At 72.2% G+C, this 16692-nt stretch carries 16 protein-coding genes; 13 read left to right on the top strand and 3 right to left on the bottom strand.

Features of this window, described 5'->3' with window-relative positions:
- Nucleotides 1-22 precede the first annotated feature (22 nt).
- Together ACIOD1_RS19910 and ACIOD1_RS19905 are read left to right on the top strand one after the other, a co-directional pair.
- Complete coding sequence (locus ACIOD1_RS19910) at nt 23-1165, top strand: glycosyltransferase family 4 protein (RefSeq protein ID WP_401903629.1); 1143 nt, start codon at nt 23-25, stop codon at nt 1163-1165.
- Between the two features lie 177 nt (nt 1166-1342).
- A complete protein-coding gene (locus ACIOD1_RS19905; protein ID WP_401903627.1) occupies nt 1343-2959 on the top strand; it encodes a GMC oxidoreductase in 1617 nt (538 codons plus the stop codon).
- Nucleotides 2960-2974: 15 nt separating this feature from the next.
- Here the strand turns inward: ACIOD1_RS19905 and ACIOD1_RS19900 are convergent, their stop codons facing one another.
- Nucleotides 2975-4771, bottom strand: a complete 1797-nt coding sequence (locus ACIOD1_RS19900) for an AMP-dependent synthetase/ligase (protein WP_365613645.1) — start codon at nt 4769-4771, stop codon at nt 2975-2977.
- Nucleotides 4772-5034: 263 nt separating this feature from the next.
- Between ACIOD1_RS19900 and ACIOD1_RS19895 the strand changes: the two genes are divergently transcribed.
- The 6 genes from ACIOD1_RS19895 (at nt 5035) to ACIOD1_RS19870 (ending at nt 9979) form a co-directional block, all read left to right on the top strand.
- Complete coding sequence (locus ACIOD1_RS19895) at nt 5035-5835, top strand: metallophosphoesterase (protein WP_401903625.1); 801 nt, start codon at nt 5035-5037, stop codon at nt 5833-5835.
- Nucleotides 5836-5926: 91 nt separating this feature from the next.
- A complete protein-coding gene (locus ACIOD1_RS19890) occupies nt 5927-6367 on the top strand; it encodes an SRPBCC family protein (RefSeq protein ID WP_365613640.1) in 441 nt (146 codons plus the stop codon).
- Nucleotides 6368-6452: 85 nt separating this feature from the next.
- The gene (locus ACIOD1_RS19885; RefSeq protein WP_401903623.1) at nt 6453-7589 is read left to right on the top strand and encodes an ArsA family ATPase; all 1137 of its coding nucleotides are present in this window, start codon (nt 6453-6455) and stop codon (nt 7587-7589) included.
- Between the two features lie 67 nt (nt 7590-7656).
- Nucleotides 7657-8154 carry a DUF5304 family protein gene (locus ACIOD1_RS19880; protein ID WP_401903622.1) on the top strand — a complete coding sequence of 166 codons (498 nt, stop codon included), beginning with the start codon at nt 7657-7659 and terminating at the stop codon, nt 8152-8154.
- 60 nt (nt 8155-8214) lie between these two features.
- Nucleotides 8215-9156, top strand: coding sequence for an ROK family glucokinase (locus ACIOD1_RS19875; RefSeq protein ID WP_365613634.1), 942 nt, complete (start codon nt 8215-8217; stop codon nt 9154-9156).
- 67 nt (nt 9157-9223) lie between these two features.
- Nucleotides 9224-9979, top strand: a complete 756-nt coding sequence (locus ACIOD1_RS19870; RefSeq protein ID WP_401903620.1) for an endonuclease/exonuclease/phosphatase family protein — start codon at nt 9224-9226, stop codon at nt 9977-9979.
- Between the two features lie 246 nt (nt 9980-10225).
- Here ACIOD1_RS19870 and ACIOD1_RS19865 read toward each other — a convergent pair whose 3' ends face one another.
- Nucleotides 10226-10795 (bottom strand): hypothetical protein, encoded by a 570-nt coding sequence (locus tag ACIOD1_RS19865; RefSeq protein WP_365613629.1) that lies wholly within the window; start codon nt 10793-10795, stop codon nt 10226-10228.
- Nucleotides 10788-11567, bottom strand: a complete 780-nt coding sequence (locus tag ACIOD1_RS19860; RefSeq protein WP_365613626.1) for an alpha/beta fold hydrolase — start codon at nt 11565-11567, stop codon at nt 10788-10790. Before ACIOD1_RS19860 ends, ACIOD1_RS19865 begins: the two co-directional genes overlap by 8 nt.
- 159 nt (nt 11568-11726) lie before the next feature.
- Between ACIOD1_RS19860 and ACIOD1_RS19855 the strand changes: the two genes are divergently transcribed.
- From ACIOD1_RS19855 to ACIOD1_RS19835, 5 genes are all read left to right on the top strand, one after another.
- On the top strand, nt 11727-12479 hold the full coding sequence (locus ACIOD1_RS19855; RefSeq protein ID WP_365613623.1) for a lysophospholipid acyltransferase family protein: 753 nt from the start codon (nt 11727-11729) through the stop codon (nt 12477-12479).
- Between the two features lie 45 nt (nt 12480-12524).
- A complete protein-coding gene (gene macS / locus ACIOD1_RS19850; protein ID WP_365613620.1) occupies nt 12525-13736 on the top strand; it encodes a MacS family sensor histidine kinase in 1212 nt (403 codons plus the stop codon).
- Between the two features lie 23 nt (nt 13737-13759).
- The gene (locus tag ACIOD1_RS19845; protein ID WP_365614973.1) at nt 13760-14404 is read left to right on the top strand and encodes a response regulator transcription factor; all 645 of its coding nucleotides are present in this window, start codon (nt 13760-13762) and stop codon (nt 14402-14404) included.
- A 177-nt stretch (nt 14405-14581) separates the two neighbouring features.
- The gene (locus tag ACIOD1_RS19840) at nt 14582-15610 is read left to right on the top strand and encodes a 6-phosphofructokinase (RefSeq protein WP_365614970.1); all 1029 of its coding nucleotides are present in this window, start codon (nt 14582-14584) and stop codon (nt 15608-15610) included.
- Nucleotides 15611-15684: 74 nt separating this feature from the next.
- The gene (locus tag ACIOD1_RS19835; RefSeq protein WP_401903616.1) at nt 15685-16677 is read left to right on the top strand and encodes a 2-hydroxyacid dehydrogenase; all 993 of its coding nucleotides are present in this window, start codon (nt 15685-15687) and stop codon (nt 16675-16677) included.
- Nucleotides 16678-16692: the final 15 nt, after the last annotated feature.

The following is a 16692-nucleotide window of genomic DNA, read 5'->3' as shown; positions in this document are numbered from 1 at the left end:
CGGGTCCGGTACGTTGGCAGCGATGCACAAGACGCTGATCGTGACCAACGACTTCCCGCCGCGCCCGGGCGGCATCCAGGCCTTCCTGCACAACATGGCGTTGCGGCTCGACCCCGAGAAGGTCGTCGTCTACGCCTCCACCTGGAAGCGCGGCGCGGAGGGCCGCGAGGCCACCGCCGCCTTCGACGCCGAGCAGCCCTTCACGGTGGTGCGCGACCGGACGACGATGCTCCTGCCGACCCCCCGGGTGACCCGCCGCGCGGTGTCCCTGCTGCGCGAACACGGCTGCGAGTCCGTCTGGTTCGGGGCGGCGGCCCCGCTCGGCCTGATGGGACCGGCCCTGCGCCGGGCGGGAGCGCGGCGCCTGGTCGCCACCACCCACGGGCACGAGGCGGGCTGGGCGCAGCTGCCGGCCGCGAGGCAGTTGCTGCGGCGGATCGGCGAGGGCACCGACACCCTGACCTACCTGGGCGAGTACACGCGCTCGCGGATCGCCTCGGCCGTCACCGACCGGGCGGCGGCGCGGATGACCCAACTCCCGCCCGGGGTCGACGAGAAGACCTTCCACCCCGGCTCGGGCGGCGCGCTGGTCCGGGCCCGGCTCGGGCTCGCCGAGCGGCCCGTGGTGGTGTGCGTGTCCCGGCTGGTGCCGCGCAAGGGCCAGGACACCCTGATCGAGGCGATGCCCCGGATCCTGGCCGCCGTGCCCGACACCGCGCTGCTGATCGTGGGCGGCGGGCCGTACGAGGCGGACCTGCGCGCGCTGGCCGCCCGTACCGGGGTCGCGGACTCGGTGGTCTTCACCGGCGCCGTCCCGTGGTCGGAACTCCCGGCCCACTACGGCGCCGGGGACGTCTTCGCGATGCCGTGCCGGACCCGGCGGGGCGGCCTGGACGTCGAGGGGCTCGGGATCGTCTACCTGGAGGCCTCCGCGACGGGCCTGCCCGTGGTCGCGGGGGACTCCGGCGGAGCCCCGGACGCGGTGCTGGACGGGGAGACCGGCTGGGTCGTGCGGGGCGGCGCCCCCGATGAGGCCGCCGACCGGATCACGGCCCTGCTGCTGGACCCGGAACTGCGCGCCCGCATGGGAGCCCGGGGTCGTGCCTGGGTCGAGGAGAAGTGGCGCTGGGACCTCCTGGCGGAGCGGCTGCGCGAGCTGCTGTAGCCGCGCCGGCGGGACCGGGCCGGCGGGATCGCGCCGGCGGGCGTCCGGCAGCGCGGACACCGGTCCGCGCCCTGCCCGCGCGGGGCCCGCGGGGCCGGGCGCCACGCCTGACTGTCCCTGCGATGAATGGCGTCACCGCGTCTGGCCGGTTGGCGCGATCGCGCTCATCATGCCGCCATGACACCCAAACTGACGCGCCGTCACTTCCTCGGCGTCACCGCGCTCCAGACCGCCGCGGCGCTCGGCTTCACCCGCATCGGGCTCTCCTCCGCGGCCGCCGTGGAGCCCGTGGCCGCGCAGTACGCCCCGGCGATCGTGGTCGGCTCCGGCTACGGCTCGGCCGTCGCCGCGCTGCGCCTCGGGCAGGCGGGGGTGCGTACGGTCGTCCTGGAGATGGGGCGGCTGTGGGACACGCCCGGGTCCGACGGCAAGGTCTTTCCCTCCACCTCCGCGCCCGACCAGCGCTCCATGTGGTTCCGCAACCGGACCGAGGCCCCCCTCGCCCAGTTCCTCTGGCTGGACGTGGTCAACCGCGACATCAGCCCGTACCCCGGCGTCCTGGACCGGGTGAACTACGGGGACATGTCCGTGTACGTGGGCCGCGGCGTGGGCGGCGGGTCCCTGGTCAACGGTGGTATGGCGCCCACCCCGAGGCGCTCGTACTTCTCCGAGGTGCTGCCGCAGGTCGACGCCGCCGAGATGTACGAAACCTTCTACCCGCGGGCCCGCGCCATGCTCGGGGTCAACACGATCGACCCGGCCTGGTTCGAGTCCACGGAGTGGTACCGCTTCGCCCGGATCTCCCGCAAGCACGCCCAGAACACCGGCCTGAAGACCACCTTCGTCCCCAACGTCTACGACTTCGAGTACATGAAGCGCGAGGCCGCCGGCACCGCCACGAAGTCCGCGCTCGCGGGCGAGGTCATCTACGGCAACAACCACGGCAAGAAGAGCGTGGACAAGACCTACCTCGCCGCCGCGATCGGCACCGGCAACGTCACCATCGAGACCATGCAGCGGGTGGTGGCCGTGCGGCCCGACCCGGCCGGCGGGTACGTGGTCACCGTCCGGACCAGCGACCTGACCGGCAAGGTCACCCAGGTCCGTGAACTCGGCTGCAAGCAGCTCTTCCTCGGCGCCGGCAGCCTCGGCACCTCCGAGATCCTGGTGCGGGCCCGCGAGACGGGCACCCTGCCCGCGCTGAACGAGAGGGTGGGCCTGAACTGGGGCCCCAACGGCAACGTCATGACCGCCCGCGCCAACCACCTGTGGGACACCGTCGGCGCCAACCAGGCGACCATGCCCGCCCTCGGCATCGACGACTGGGACAACGCCGCCAACCCCGTCTTCGCCGAGATCGCCCCGCTGCCCATGGGGTTCGAACACTGGATCTCGATGTACCTGGCCATCACCAGGAACCCGGAGCGCGGGCATTTCACCTACGACGCGGCCACCGACTCGGCGCGCCTGCAGTGGACCCGGAGCCAGAACGCCCCGGCGGTGCAGGCCGCGAAGAACCTGTTCGACCGGATCAACCGCCGCAACGTCACGATCTACCGCTACGACCTCTTCGGCGACAACAAGCCCTTCGCCGACAACTTCACCTACCACCCGCTGGGCGGCTGCGTCCTGGGCGAGGCCACCGACCTCTACGGCCGGGCCAAGGGCTACCAGGGTCTGTACGTGGTCGACGGATCCCTGGTCCCCGGCTCGCTCGGCGTGAACCCCTTCGTGACCATCACGGCCCTCGCCGAGCGGAACATGCAGCGCATCCTCGCGGAGGACCCCCGCTAGGCCGTCTCTTTCGGCTCAGCCCCGGTAGAGGGCGTCGATCTCGTCCGCGAAGTCCTTCGCCACCACATTCCGCTTGAGCTTCAGCGAAGGCGTGATGTGCCCCGACTCCTCCGTGAACTGGGAGCCGAGAATGCGGAACTTCCGCACCGATTCCGCCTTGGAAACCGCCGCGTTGCCGTCGTCCACGGCCTTCTGGACGGCGGCGAGCAGGTCGGCGTCGTCGCGCAGCTCGACCGCGCTCACCCCGGCCGGCTTCCCGTTCTCCGCGGCCCAACGGCCGAGGAACTCCTCGTCGATGGTGACCAGCGCGGCCACGAACGGCCGCGCGTCGCCGACGACCATGCACTCCGCGATCAGCGCGTGGGCACGGATGCGGTCCTCGATCACCGCGGGCGCCACGTTCTTGCCGCCCGCCGTGACGATGATCTCCTTCTTGCGGCCGGTGATCGCGAGGTAGCCGTCCTCGTCGAGGGTGCCGACGTCGCCGGTGTGGAACCAGCCGTCGGTCAGCGCCTCGGCGGTGGCGCTCTCGTTCTTCCAGTACCCCTTGAAGACGTGCTCGCCGTGCAGCAGCACCTCGCCGTCGTCGGCGATGCGCACCACGGAGCCGGGCAGCGGCTGACCGACCGTGCCGATCTTCTGCTTGTCCCACGGGTTGAATGCCGTGGCGGCGCAGGACTCGGTGAGGCCGTAGCCCTCCAGCACGGTGAAGCCGATGCCGCGGAAGAAGTGACCGAGGCGCTCGCCCAGCGGGGCGCCGCCGGAGATCGCGTACTCGCCGCGTCCGCCGAGGACCGCGTGCAGCTTGCGGTAGACCAGCTTCGTGAACAGCCGGTGCTTGAGCCGCAGCCCCAAGGACGGGCCGCCCGGAGTGTCGAGGGCCCGGCTGTACGCGATCGCCGTCTCGGCGGCGGCGTCGAAGATCTTGCCCTTGCCGTCGGCCTGGGCCTTGGCCCGCGCCGAGTTGTAGACCTTCTCGAAGACGCGCGGCACGCCGAGGATCAGCGTGGGGCGGAAGGACTGCAGCTCGTCGGTGAGGTTCTTGATGTCCGGTACGCAGCCCAGGCGGATCGGCGCCAGTACGGCCGCCACCTCCACCAGGCGTCCGAAGACGTGCGCGGCCGGGAGGAACAGCAGGACGGAACACTCGCCGGTGCGGAAGAGCGGGCTCAGGCGCTCCACCACGTTCCCGCACTCGGCGAAGAAGTTGCGGTGGGTCAGCACGCAGCCCTTGGGGCGGCCGGTGGTGCCCGAGGTGTAGACGATGGTGGCGGCGTCGTCGGCGTTGGCCAGCGAGCTGCGCCGCTCCAGTTCCTCGTCGGTGACCGCGGAGCCCGCCGTCTTGAGGGACTCCAGCGCCCCCTGCTCGATCTCCCAGACCTCGCGCAGCTCCGGCAGCCGATCGCGCAGGGCGGCCACGTTCGCGTGGTGTGCCGGGCTCTCCACGACGACCGCGACGGCGCCGGAGTCGCCGAGGATCCACTGGATCTGCTCCAGGGAGCTGGTCTCGTAGACGGGGACGGTGACCCCGCCCGCGCTCCAGATCGCGAAGTCGAACAGCACCCACTCGTAGCGGGTGCGCGAGATCAGGGCGACACGGTCGCCGGGCTCGACGCCGGAGGCGATCAACCCCTTGGCGGCGGCGCGGACCTCGGAGAGGAACTCGGTCGCGGTCACGTCCTGCCACCGGCCGTCGACCTTGCGGCTCATGACGGCGGTGTCGGGATGCTGGGCGGCGTTGCGGCGGATGAGATCCGTCAGGTTCCCGTCCGACGGGACCTCGTACAGGGCCGGAAGGCTGAACTCGCGCAAGACTGCTGCTCCTCTGGGCGCCATCGCCACGTGTGGACCGACCGGACGTTACCCACCGGTAGTGGGTTCCGGATAGAGGGAACCGGTCAGATGTTCCGTGCGTCACATTCTGTACATCGCCGGACGTCGCCCCCCGATCACGAGGCCCGCGACCGCGCTGCCGACCTTAGTCGACCCCCTTCGAGACTCGGAAGTAACCGCAGGTCCGACGGGCTGCGGCGGTCCCCCTACCCGCCGGGGCGCGTCGCCCCTAGGGTGGCGGCATGTCCGGCAGGCAGACTCGTACGCGCATCCACGTCGTCAGCGACGTCCACGGCAACACCGAGGCGCTCGCCCGCGCCGGAGACGGAGCCGACGCCCTCCTGTGCCTGGGTGACCTGGTGCTGTTCCTCGACTACGCCGACCACTCGCGCGGCATCTTCCCCGAACTGTTCGGCGTGGAGAACGCCGATCGGATCGTCGAACTGCGCACGGCCCGCCGCTTTGCCGAAGCGCGCGATTTCGGCCGCCGGTTGTGGGACGGGCTGGACAGGGAGCGCCTGATCGAGGAAGCGGTGCGGCGCCAGTACGCCCGGATGTTCGCCGCGTTCCCCACTCCCACGTACGCCACCTACGGCAACGTCGACGTCCCGGGCCTGTGGCAGGAGTACGCGGGACCGGGCACCACCGTCCTGGACGGCCAGCGCGTCGAGATCGGCGGCCGGGTCTTCGGCTTCGTCGGAGGCGGCCTGCCCTCGCCCATGCGCACGCCCTACGAGGTGGACGAGGAGGAGTACGCGGCGAAGGTGGAGGCGCTCGGCGAGGTCGACGTGCTCTGCTCGCACATCCCGCCCGAGGTCCCCGAGCTCTGCTACGACACGGTCGCCCGTCGCTTCGAACGGGGGAGCGAGGCGCTCCTCGCGGCGATCAGGCGGACCCGGCCCCGCTACGCCCTGTTCGGGCACGTCCACCAGCCGCTGGCCCGGCGCATGCGGATCGGCGGCACGGAGTGCGTGAACGTCGGGCACTTCGCCGCGACCGGCAGGCCGTGGGCCCTGGAGTGGCGGCACCCGCACGCGCGGTAGCCTTCACGCGGCGGCCGGGAGGCCACCCGCACACTTGTCGAACTCCCCCAGCTGCCGCTGGGAGGTTCCCCAGCTCGGAGGAGCGACCGCGATGGCGGAACACACCAGCTCTAGCATCACGATCGAGGCCGCGCCGGCCGCCGTCATGGCCGTGATCGCCGACTTCGCCCGCTACCCCGACTGGACCGGCGAGGTGAAGGAGGCCGAGGTGCTGGCCACTGACGCCGAGGGCCGCGCCGCCAAGGTCCGGCTGCTGCTGGACGCGGGCGCGATCAAGGACGACCACACGCTCGCGTACAGCTGGACCGGCGCGGACGAGGTCAGCTGGACCCTGGACAAGTCCCAGATGCTGCGGCAGCTGGACGGCTCCTACCGCCTGGCCGCGCTGCCCGGCGGGCGTACCGAGGTCACCTACTCGCTGACCGTCGACGTCAAGATCCCGATGCTCGGGATGATCAAGCGCAAGGCGGAGAAGGTCATCATCGACCGCGCCTTGGCGGGCCTGAAGAAGCGCGTCGAATCCACCGTCTGACGCTCTCGCCGGGGGACGTCGGGCCGGCCGGTAGCGTTCGGGGGAGCGCGGCGCAGTGCCCCGCACGACCTCGGGAGCGCCCCCCATGCCGCAGACCCTGCTGATCACCGGCCCCGGAGGGGCGGGGCGGACCACCGTCGCCCTCGCCACCGCCGCCGCGGCCGCCCGCGCCGGGCAACGGGTACTGCTGGTCACCGCCGAGGACCCCCGCCCCGGCCTCCCCGACGGGGTCCGCCTCGCCCGCGTCGACTCCGGCGAGGAGTTCCGTACCGAGGTCGCCGCCCTCCAGGAACGCGGCGCCTCCCTCATCGGCATGCTCGGCGGACGCCCCCTCGGCGCCGAGGAACTCACCGAACTGCCCGGCGCCGAACAGTTCGCCCTGCTGCGCGCCCTGCGCCGGGCCGCGGAGAGCCCGGACACCGACCTCGTGGTCGTGGACATGCCCCCGCTGCACCAGGCGGTGACCACCCTCGCCCTCCCCGCCCAGCTGCGCCGCTACCTCGCCCGCCTGCTCCCCGCCGAACGGCAGGCCGCCCGCGCCCTGCGCCCCGTACTGGCCCAGCTCGCCGGGGTTCCCATGCCCGCCCAGTGGCTCTACGAGGCCGCCGGTCGGTGGGACCGCGAGCTGGCCGCCGTCCAGGCCGTCGTCGAGGCCCCCACCACCCGGATCCGCCTCGTCGCCGAACCGGGCCCCGCCGCCGACGCCGCCCTGCGCACCGGCGCCCTCGGTCTGGCCCTGCACCGGCTCGGCATCGAGTCCCTCGTCGCCAACCGGCTCGCGCCGCAGGGCTCCGCCGACCCCTGGGCGGCCGGGATCGCCGCCCGCCAGGAGAAGTGCCTCGCGCAGTGGGAGGAGACCTTCCCCCTGATCCCGATCGCCCGGCTCGCCCACCTCGGCCGGGACCCCGAGGACCCCGCCGACCTGGAGGAACTTCTCCTCCCGGCCCCCGTCGAAGGTCCCGGCGTCGCCCCCTGGGCCGTCGAGGATCGCCGCGCCGAGGACGGGGTGCTGGTCTGGGCCGTCCCGCTGCCCCGCGCCCACAAGGCCGAGCTGGACCTGGTCCGGCGCGGGGACGAACTGCTGCTCGCGGCCGGCCCGTACCGGAGGATCGTTTCCCTGCCCTCCGCGCTGCGCCGCTGCACCGTCTCGGGCGCCGCCCTCGCCGACGGCGTGCTCCGCGTCCGCTTCACCCCGGACCCCCGGCTGTGGCCCGCGCACTGAACCGCGTACCACCGTTCGGGTAAGGTCGAAGGTGGCCGAACCGTACGCCCCGCAAGGAGAATCCGCGATGAGCGAGGGCAGCGAACACCCCACCGACGACGACGCCTGGGCGAAGGCCTGCGCCGAAGACCTGGCCGCCGAACGGGAACGCCGCAGGGCCCGGGACCGGGCCGCCGGAGCGGGTACGGGCCGGGGAACCGGAACGGCCACCGAGGAGCTGTTCAAGCTCTTCGAGGCCGTCGCGGACAAGGTCTCCTCCCTGAACACCCCGCTGCTCGGGGTCGCCGCGCAGGGCGCCGTACGCCAGTTCGTCAACCAGGCCAAGGACGCCGCCAAGCCCGTCATCGAGCGCAACCCCGAGGTCTTCGACCACCTCGCGGCCGCCGGATCGGAACTCCTCGCCGCCTACCGGACGGCCGTGGAGGGCCACGAGCACCGTTGGACCCGCGAGGACGCGACCGCCCCCCGCCGGCCCGGCCACGCGGCCGACCGCGACGCCGACGAGGGTGACGACGGCGAGGACGGCCCGGACACCGGCCCGGCGGAGCGGATCGATCTCGACTGATCCTCCGTCGCCTCGGGTACGGTGGGCCGTGGCGGGGTTTGACCGGAAACCGAGGGACTAATGGGACTCACCATCGGCGTCGACATCGGCGGCACGAAGATCGCGGCCGGCGTGGTCGACGAAGAGGGCACCATCCTTGAGACGTACAAGGTGCCCACCCCGCCGACCGCGGACGGGGTGACGGACGCGATCTGCTCCGCCGTCTCCGAGGTCAGCAGCAACCACACCATCGACGCCGTCGGCATCGGCGCCGCCGGGTACGTGGACGACAAGCGCGCCACCGTGCTCTTCGCGCCCAACATCGACTGGCGGCACGAGCCGCTCAAGGACAAGGTCGAGCAGCGCATCGGCCTGCCCGTGGTCGTGGAGAACGACGCGAACTGCGCGGCCTGGGGCGAATACCGCTTCGGCGCCGGCCAGGGCCACGAGGACGTCATCTGCATCACGCTCGGCACGGGCCTGGGCGGCGGCATCATCATCGGCAACAAGCTGCGGCGCGGACGCTTCGGCGTGGCCGCCGAGTTCGGCCACATCCGGGTCGTCCCCGACGGCCTGCTGTGCGGGTGCGGCAGCCAGGGATGCTGGGAGCAGTACGCCTCCGGGCGCGCCCTCGTCCGGTACGCGAAGCAGCGCGCCAACGCCACCCCCGAGAACGCGAAGATCCTGCTCGCCCTCGGCGACGGCACCCCCGAGGGCATCGAGGGCAAGCACATCAGCGCGGCCGCCCGCCAGGGCGACCTCGTCGCCGTGGACTCCTTCCGCGAACTGGCCCGTTGGGCCGGCGCGGGCCTCGCCGACCTGGCGTCCCTGTTCGACCCGTCGGCGTTCATCGTCGGCGGCGGGGTCTCCGACGAGGGCGACCTCGTCCTCGACCCGATCCGCAAGTCCTTCAAGCGCTGGCTGATCGGCGGCGCCTGGCGTCCGCACGCGCAGGTGCTCGCCGCCCAACTCGGCGGCAAGGCCGGGCTCGTGGGCGCCGCGGACCTGGCCCGCCAGGGCTGAGCCGACCGCTCCCGCTTCGTCGCGAACCGCCCGTCGCGCCCCTTGGGGGAGCGGCGGGCGGCTGCGTATGTTGCGGAGCATGCTGCCCAAGTCTGTTACAGAGCCGGACGGTTCAGCCGTGATCCGGGTGCTCAGCTACAACGTCCGCTCCCTGCGCGACGACGAGGAGGCCCTGGCCCGGGTGATCCGGGCCTGCGCGCCCGACCTCGTCTTCGTCCAGGAGGCCCCGCGCTTCTTCCGGTGGCGCAAGCACGCCGCCCGCATCGCCGCCAAGACCGACCTCGTCGTCCTGACCGGGGGTGCGACGGCGGCCGGACCGCTGCTGCTGTGCTCGCTCCGGGCCTTCGTGGAGCGCACCGAGGACGTCCTGCTCCCGCTCACCCCCGGACAACACCGGCGCGGCTTCGCCACGGCGGTGGTCCGCTTCGGGGCGGCCCGGGTCGGGGTGGTCAGCACCCACCTGTCGCTGGACCGGACGGAGCGGGCGGCCCAGGCGGCCCTCCTCGCGGACCGGACCGCCGCCCTCGACGCGCCGTACGCGATCGTCGCGGGGGACCTGAACGAGACCCCGGGCGGGCCGGCCTTCACCCGCCTCTCCGAGACCCTCCGCGACTGCTGGACGGTGGCACCGTGGGGCGGCGAGCGCACCTTCCCGGCGGCGGCCCCGGACCGGCGCATCGACGCGGTCTTCGCCTCGCCGGGCGTGGAGGTCCTGTCCTGCGGGGTTCCCACGGGGCTGCCCGGGGTGGAGCCGGCCGACCTGCGGGCGGCCACCGACCACCTCCCGGTCCTGGCCACCCTGCGCCTGCCGGCGACCGCCTAAGGGCTGTCCCGTCATCCCTGGTGGGCGCGCGGCGTCGGCTACGGCACCTCGCCGCGTTGTCGGGACGCCCGAATAGGTCCGGTATTCGGGCGTCCCTCCGCCTTGCGATGCACCGCATCCGACGCCGCGCGCTGATCCACCACGGATGACGGGACAGCCCTTAGCTCCGCCCCAACGGTGTGCGGGGCGGGGTCCGGTCCGAGACCGGGCTCCGCCCCGCACACCCGGGACATCACACCGGCGTCGTCACACCACCGCGCCGCGGCCCGGGTCGTCCTCGTCGTCGTCTCCGTGCGCCATGCGGCCCACCAGGGTGGCGAAGCCGCCCAGGAAACCGCCGATGCCCAGGGTGGTCAGCCACCAGGTCATCTCCCACTGCAACAGCACCGCCAGCAACAGCAGCACCGGTCCGCCGACCACCGCCAGCCACGCGAACTTCGCCGTGGCGTCCGCCGGCGGCAGCTCCGGCTCGGGCGGGACGAAGTGTCCCTCCTCCGCCGCGCTCAGGTCGTCTTCCTTCGGCTCGGCCAGGGAGTGGTCCCGGGGACCGGCGCCCGCGTCCACGCCCGGGGCGAAGATCACCGAGCTGCCCAGGGCCGGCGCCGGCCCCGCCGCGGGCTCCGCCGGTTCCGACGGCGCCGCCGGGGCCTCCGGCGTGACGTCCTCCTCCGGCAACATCAGGTTCTCAATCGGGCGGAACGGTCTCGCCCCCGGTGGGTCCGCGGGCTCCTGCCCGTACCCGGCGACGATCGCGGCCCACGCCGCTTCCTCGTCCAACGGGGGAACTCCCCCCGCCGGCTCCTCGTGCTCAGCCACCGCTGGCCGCCCCCTCCCTGCCGACGCTCTCCGCGAGCCGTCCGACGAACGCATAACTGTCCGCGAAGATCCGCTCCGCGTCATGGTCCAACGTCGCGACGTGGTAGCTCTGTTCCAGCAGGGTCTCGGTGACGTCCGTCGACGACACCCGCGCCAGGATCCGCGCCGAGTCCACCGGCGGGACGACGTGGTCCTGGGGGCTGTGCAGGAGCAGCAGCGGCTGCGTGACCTGGGGCAGCTCGGTGTCCACCAGCCGGAAGAACTGCCTCAGCGAGTGCGCGGCCCGGGTCGGGATCCGGTCGTAGCCGACCTCCTCGGAACCCGGCTTCGCGATGTCGCTGGTGATGCCGGGCGTCGAGCGGACGAAGTGCTTGACCACGGGGAGCGCGACGGCCAGCGGGTCGTGGACCTTGTTCGCCGGGTTGACCAGCACGATGCCGTCGATCGAGTCCCCGTGCTTGGCCGCCAGCCGCAGCGTCAGCGCGCCGCCCATGGACAGCCCGAAGACGAACACCCGCTCGCACCGGTCCAGCAGCTCCCGCAGCGCGCGGTCGACCTCGGCGTACCAGTCCTGCCAGCCCGTGAGTTGCATGTCCTGCCAGCGCGTCCCGTGTCCGGGCAGCAGCGGGAGCGACACGGTGAGCCCGCGCGCGGCCAGGTACTCGGCCCACGGTCGCAGCGACTGCGGCGAACCGGTGAAGCCGTGGCAGAGAAGCACGCCGACCTGTCCGCCCTCGTGGCGGAACGGCTCTGCTCCAGGGAGGACGGGCACCAGAGTCTCCTTGTTGATCAGGATGTATCGGGGTACGGGTGCGTTGCGCTGTGTGACTTCACCGTACGCGACCGGGGTGGCACCGACCAGGGTCGTCGGGCCGCTCCGAGCGGGGGCAGAGGATAAGGTCTGTTCGACAGACACAGGAAGGCTTTCGAGTTGATCTACGGCGCAATGAAGTTCTCGATCGGCGGTTCTCTGAAGCTCGCCTTCAGGCCGTGGGTGGAGGGCCTCGAGAACATTCCCGCGGAGGGGCCGGCGATCCTCGCGAGCAACCACCTGTCCTTCTCCGACTCCTTCTTCCTCCCGGCCGTACTGGACCGCAAGGTCACCTTCATCGCGAAGGCGGAGTACTTCACCTCCCCCGGGGTCAAGGGCAAGCTGACGGCCGCCTTCTTCAAGGGCGTCGGGCAGCTTCCGGTGGACCGCTCCGGCGCGCGCGGCGCGGGCGAGGCCGCCATCAAGAGCGGCATCGACGTCATCGAACGCGGGGAGCTGTTCGGTATCTACCCCGAGGGGACCCGTTCACCCGACGGCCGCCTCTACCGCGGCAAGCCCGGCGGTCTGGCCCGGGTGGCCCTCGCCACCGGCGCCCCCGTGATCCCCGTGGCGATGATCGACACGGAGAAGATCCAGCCGCCCGGCAAGGTGGTCCCGAAGCTGATGCGTCCGGGGATCCGGATCGGCAAGCCGCTGGACTTCAGCCGCTACCACGGCATGGACGGGGACCGCTTCATCCTCCGCTCGGTGACCGACGAGGTCATGTACGAGATCATGAAGCTTTCCGGCCAGGAGTACGTGGACATCTACGCCACGGCCGCCAAGCGCCAGATCGCGGACGCCGAGAAGGCGGCCAAGGCCGAGAAGACGGACAAGAAGGCCGACGGCGGCGAGGACCGGACGGCACAGTAGGGCGGGCGGCGCGGGCGCGCGCCGCGCACACGGGGGGCGGGGGAGATGGCGAAGCGCGAGCGCGTCGTACGGATGTCGGTCGAGCAGCCGCTGTGGCGGGCGTTGACCGCCTACCGGCTGCTCACCATGGTCTACGCGGTGGTGCTCTTCGCCACCGCCTACAAGCACTTCCCCCACCCCTGGCCCGCGGCCGGCTACCTCGCCGCCCTCGCCGTGTGGACGCTCGCCACCCAGCCCCGGGTGGCCGGCGCGGCCCGCTGCACCAGGGGCTTCCTCGTCGCCGACCTCGCCGTCGCGCTGGCCGGTATCCTGCTCACCCCGTTCGTGGACGACCACGGGCGGATCGCGAGCGGCGGCCCCACCCTCCCGACCATCTGGACGGCGGGCGCGGTGCTCGCCTTCGCCCTCAAGGGCGGCTGGCGCTGGGCCTGTTTCGCCTCCACCTTCGTGGCCGCCGCCAACATCGCCATCCACGGCGGCAACCCCACCCGCGACACCCTGCACAACGTGCTGCTCGTCTGGGTGGCCTCCATCGCCATCGGCTATGTGGTCGAGGTCGCCCGGGCCAGCGAGGCGACCCTCGCCCGCGCCCTGGAGATCGAGGCCGTCACCCGCGAGCGCGAGCGCCTCGCCCGTGACATCCACGACGGGGTCCTCCAGGTCCTCGCGATGGTCCAGCGGCGCGGCACCGAACTGGGCGGCGAGGCAGCCGAGATCGGCCGGATGGCGGGGGAACAGGAGGTCGCCCTGCGCACCCTGGTCTCCAGCGGTCTCCTCCAGCCCTCCCGGATCTCGCGCGACGAGTCGCGGGGCGCCCTGGTGGCCAGCTACGAGGTGGAGGAACCCGGCGCCGACGAAGGGGAGCTGGATCTGCGTTCCCTGCTCGCCCCGCACGCCGGCTCCCGGGTCAGCCTCGCCGAGCCCGGCGCCCCCGTGCTCCTGGCCCCGCCCGCGGCGCGGGAGCTGGCGGCCGCCGTCTCGGCCGCGCTGGACAACGTGCGCAGGCACGCGGGCGACGGGGCGCGGGCCTGGATCCTCGTCGAGGACTGGGGCGACGAGGTGGTCGTGACCGTCCGGGACGACGGGCCCGGCATCCCGGCCGGCCGGCTCGACCAGGCCGCGGGCGAGGGCAGGATGGGCGTGGCCCTGTCCATACGGGGCCGGTTGCGTGACCTCGGCGGCAGCGCCGAGCTGGTGTCCGTCCCCGGACAGGGCACCGAAGTGGAACTGAAAGTACCGAGGGGGAGGACCCAGTGAGCGAGCTCCACGAGATCAAGGTGATGGTCGTCGACGACCATCCGATGTGGCGCGACGCGGTCGCCCGCGACCTGGCCGCGGCCGGGTTCGACGTGGTCGCCACCGCCGGGGACGGCCCCGAGGCCGTGCGCCGTGCGCGGGCCGTCGTCCCGCAGGTGATCGTCCTCGACCTCAACCTGCCGGGCATGCCCGGGGTGCAGGTCTGCAAGGAGCTGGTCGGCGCCGATCCGGCGCTGCGCGTGCTAGTCCTGTCGGCCAGCGGCGAGCACGCCGACGTGCTGGAGGCGGTGAAGTCCGGTGCGACCGGCTACCTCCTGAAGTCCGCCGGGGCCCAGGAGTTGATCGACGCCGTCCGCCGCACCGCCGCCGGGGACCCGGTCTTCACTCCCGGCCTGGCCGGCCTGGTCCTCGGCGAGTACCGGCGCCTGGCCACCGACCCGGCCCCGACCGCGGCCGACGAGCCCAAGGCCCCGCAACTGACCGACCGGGAGACCGAGGTGCTGCGGCTGGTGGCCAAGGGCCTCTCGTACAAGCAGATCGCGGAGCGCCTGGTCATCTCCCACCGCACGGTGCAGAACCACGTGCAGAACACCCTCGGCAAGCTCCAACTGCACAATCGGGTGGAGCTCGTCCGGTACGCCATCGAGCGTGGCCTGGACGAGGTGTAGCCCGCTCCCGAGCCCCGGGCGGGTGTGCGAGTCCACGGGCGAAGGTCGTACTTACGTCTTCGTACGAGTGAACGTGCGTACGCAAAACCCCTTTGTTTCACCGGAATTGCCCTCTCCCGGGCCCTTGCTGTGATCTGGGTCACCACTAGCGTGACCGTCATGGCGAAGGGAGATTCCATGAAGGTCGGAGTGCTCACGGGCGGCGGAGACTGCCCCGGGCTCAACGCGGTGATCAGGGCCGTCGTCCGCAAGGGCGTCCAGGAGTACGGGTACGGGTTCATCGGCTTCAAGGACGGCTGGCGGGGGCCCGTCGAGGGGCGGACCGTCCCCCTGGACATCCCCGCGGTGCGCGGCATCCTCCCCCGGGGCGGCACCATCCTCGGCTCGTCGCGCACCAACCCGTTCAAGGTGGAGAACGGCGTGCGCTCCATCAAGGAGAACCTCGCCAAGTACGAGGTCGACGCGCTCGTCGCGGTCGGCGGCGAGGACACCCTGGGCGTCGCCGCCCGGCTGTACGAGGAGTACGGCATCCCCTGCGTCGGGGTGCCCAAGACCATCGACAACGACCTGTCGGCCACCGACTACACCTTCGGCTTCGACACGGCCGTCGGCATCGCCACCGAGGCCATCGACCGCCTCCACACCACGGCCGAGTCCCACATGCGGGTCTTGGTCGTCGAGGTGATGGGCCGCCATGCGGGCTGGATCGCCCTGCACTCGGGGCTGGCCGGCGGGGCCAACGTCATCCTCATCCCCGAGCAGCGCTTCGACATGGACAAGGTCTGCGCCTGGGTCACCTCCCGGTTCAAGGCCAGCTACGCCCCGATCGTGGTGGTGGCCGAGGGCGCCATGCCCGCGGACGGGGAGATGGTGCTCAAGGACGGCACCAAGGACTCCTTCGGTCACGTCCGCCTCTCCGGCGTCGGCGAGTGGCTGGCCAAGGAGATCGAGACGCGGACCGGCAAGGAGGCTCGTACGACGGTCCTCGGCCACATCCAGCGGGGCGGCACCCCGAGCGCCTTCGACCGCTGGCTGGCCACCCGCTTCGGGCTGCACGCGATCGACGCGGTGCGCGACGGGGACTTCGGCAAGATGGTCGCGCTCAAGGGGACGGACATCGTCCGCGTCCCGATCGCCGAGGCCACCGCCAAGCTGAAGACGGTGGACCCGGCCCTGTACCGGGAGGTCGGCGTCTTCTTCGGCTGATCCGCCGGACGGCGCCACCGGACCGTGGGTCGTATCGTGACGAACGACCCATGGTCCGACCTACGGGAGCAAGCGTGGAGATCCTGGCCTTCGGAGTGACCGCCGACGAGAAGCCGCTCCTGGAGCGCGCCTTCGAAGGAGCGCACGAGGTCCGCTGCCTCGACGTCTTCCTGAGCGAGGACACCGCGCCCATCGCCGCGGGCTACGAGATCGTCTCCTCCAGCGTCAACGCCGACCTCAACGCCAGGGTCCTGCGGACCCTGGCGGCGGGCGGGACGAGGATGATCGCCCAGCGCTCCACCGGCTTCAACAACATCGACCTCGACGTGGCCCGGCAGCTCGGCATGACGGTCGGCCGGGTGTCGTACTACTCCCCGTACTCGGTGGCGGAGTTCGCCTGGACCCTGGCCATGGCCGTCAACCGCAAGGTGGTCCGCGCCGCCATCCGCACCCGCGACTTCGACTTCCGGCTGAACGGGCTGATGGGCCGCGACTTCCGGGGCCGCACCGTCGGGGTCCTCGGCACGGGCAAGATCGGCGAGGCCTTCACCCGGATCGCCCACGGCTTCGGGATGGAACTCCTCGGCTGGGACGTCGCCGAGAATCCGGCCTGCGTGGAACTCGGCATGAAGTACGTCGACAAGGACGAGCTGTTCGCGAGCGCCGACCTGATCAGCCTCCACGTCCCCCTGCTGGAGTCCACCCACCACATCGTCGACGCGGCCGCCCTGAAGCGGATGCGCGACGACGTGATCCTGGTGAACTCCAGCCGGGGCGGACTGATCGACACCGACGCGCTGGTCACGGAGCTGCGGGCGGGCCGCTTCACCGGAGTGGGCCTGGACGTGTACGAGGCGGAGGCCGGGGTGTTCTTCCTCGACAAGTCCCTGGAGGCCGTCGAGGACGACACCCTGGCCCGCCTGGTCACCTTCCCGCACGTGGTGGTCACCTCCCACCAGGCGTACTACACCAGCGACGCGGTGGGCCAGATCATCGACACCACCGTCGCCAACGTCGCGGACTACCTCGCCGGCCGCCGCTCCGAGAACACCCTCGTCCCCTCCTGACGACCGCCCCCGGGC

The organism is Streptomyces sp. NPDC088097 (assembly GCF_044741845.1).
In the GTDB taxonomy this organism is placed as follows: domain Bacteria; phylum Actinomycetota; class Actinomycetes; order Streptomycetales; family Streptomycetaceae; genus Streptomyces.
This window is presented reverse-complemented; position numbering and strand designations above follow the sequence as displayed.

Excerpts from the sequence above, each read along its gene's own strand:
- macS (WP_365613620.1), top strand. The coding sequence starts at position 12,525 with ATGGCGAAGCGCGAGCGCGTCGTACGGATGTCGGTCGAGCAGCCGCTG.
- ACIOD1_RS19905 (WP_401903627.1), top strand. The coding sequence starts at position 1,343 with ATGACACCCAAACTGACGCGCCGTCACTTCCTCGGCGTCACCGCGCTC.
- ACIOD1_RS19870 (WP_401903620.1), top strand. The coding sequence starts at position 9,224 with ATGTTGCGGAGCATGCTGCCCAAGTCTGTTACAGAGCCGGACGGTTCA.
- ACIOD1_RS19885 (WP_401903623.1), top strand. The coding sequence starts at position 6,453 with ATGCCGCAGACCCTGCTGATCACCGGCCCCGGAGGGGCGGGGCGGACC.
- ACIOD1_RS19840 (WP_365614970.1), top strand. The coding sequence starts at position 14,582 with ATGAAGGTCGGAGTGCTCACGGGCGGCGGAGACTGCCCCGGGCTCAAC.
- ACIOD1_RS19895 (WP_401903625.1), top strand. The coding sequence starts at position 5,035 with ATGTCCGGCAGGCAGACTCGTACGCGCATCCACGTCGTCAGCGACGTC.
- ACIOD1_RS19845 (WP_365614973.1), top strand. The coding sequence starts at position 13,760 with ATGGTCGTCGACGACCATCCGATGTGGCGCGACGCGGTCGCCCGCGAC.
- ACIOD1_RS19880 (WP_401903622.1), top strand. The coding sequence starts at position 7,657 with ATGAGCGAGGGCAGCGAACACCCCACCGACGACGACGCCTGGGCGAAG.
- ACIOD1_RS19910 (WP_401903629.1), top strand. The coding sequence starts at position 23 with ATGCACAAGACGCTGATCGTGACCAACGACTTCCCGCCGCGCCCGGGC.
- ACIOD1_RS19875 (WP_365613634.1), top strand. The coding sequence starts at position 8,215 with ATGGGACTCACCATCGGCGTCGACATCGGCGGCACGAAGATCGCGGCC.
- ACIOD1_RS19890 (WP_365613640.1), top strand. The coding sequence starts at position 5,927 with ATGGCGGAACACACCAGCTCTAGCATCACGATCGAGGCCGCGCCGGCC.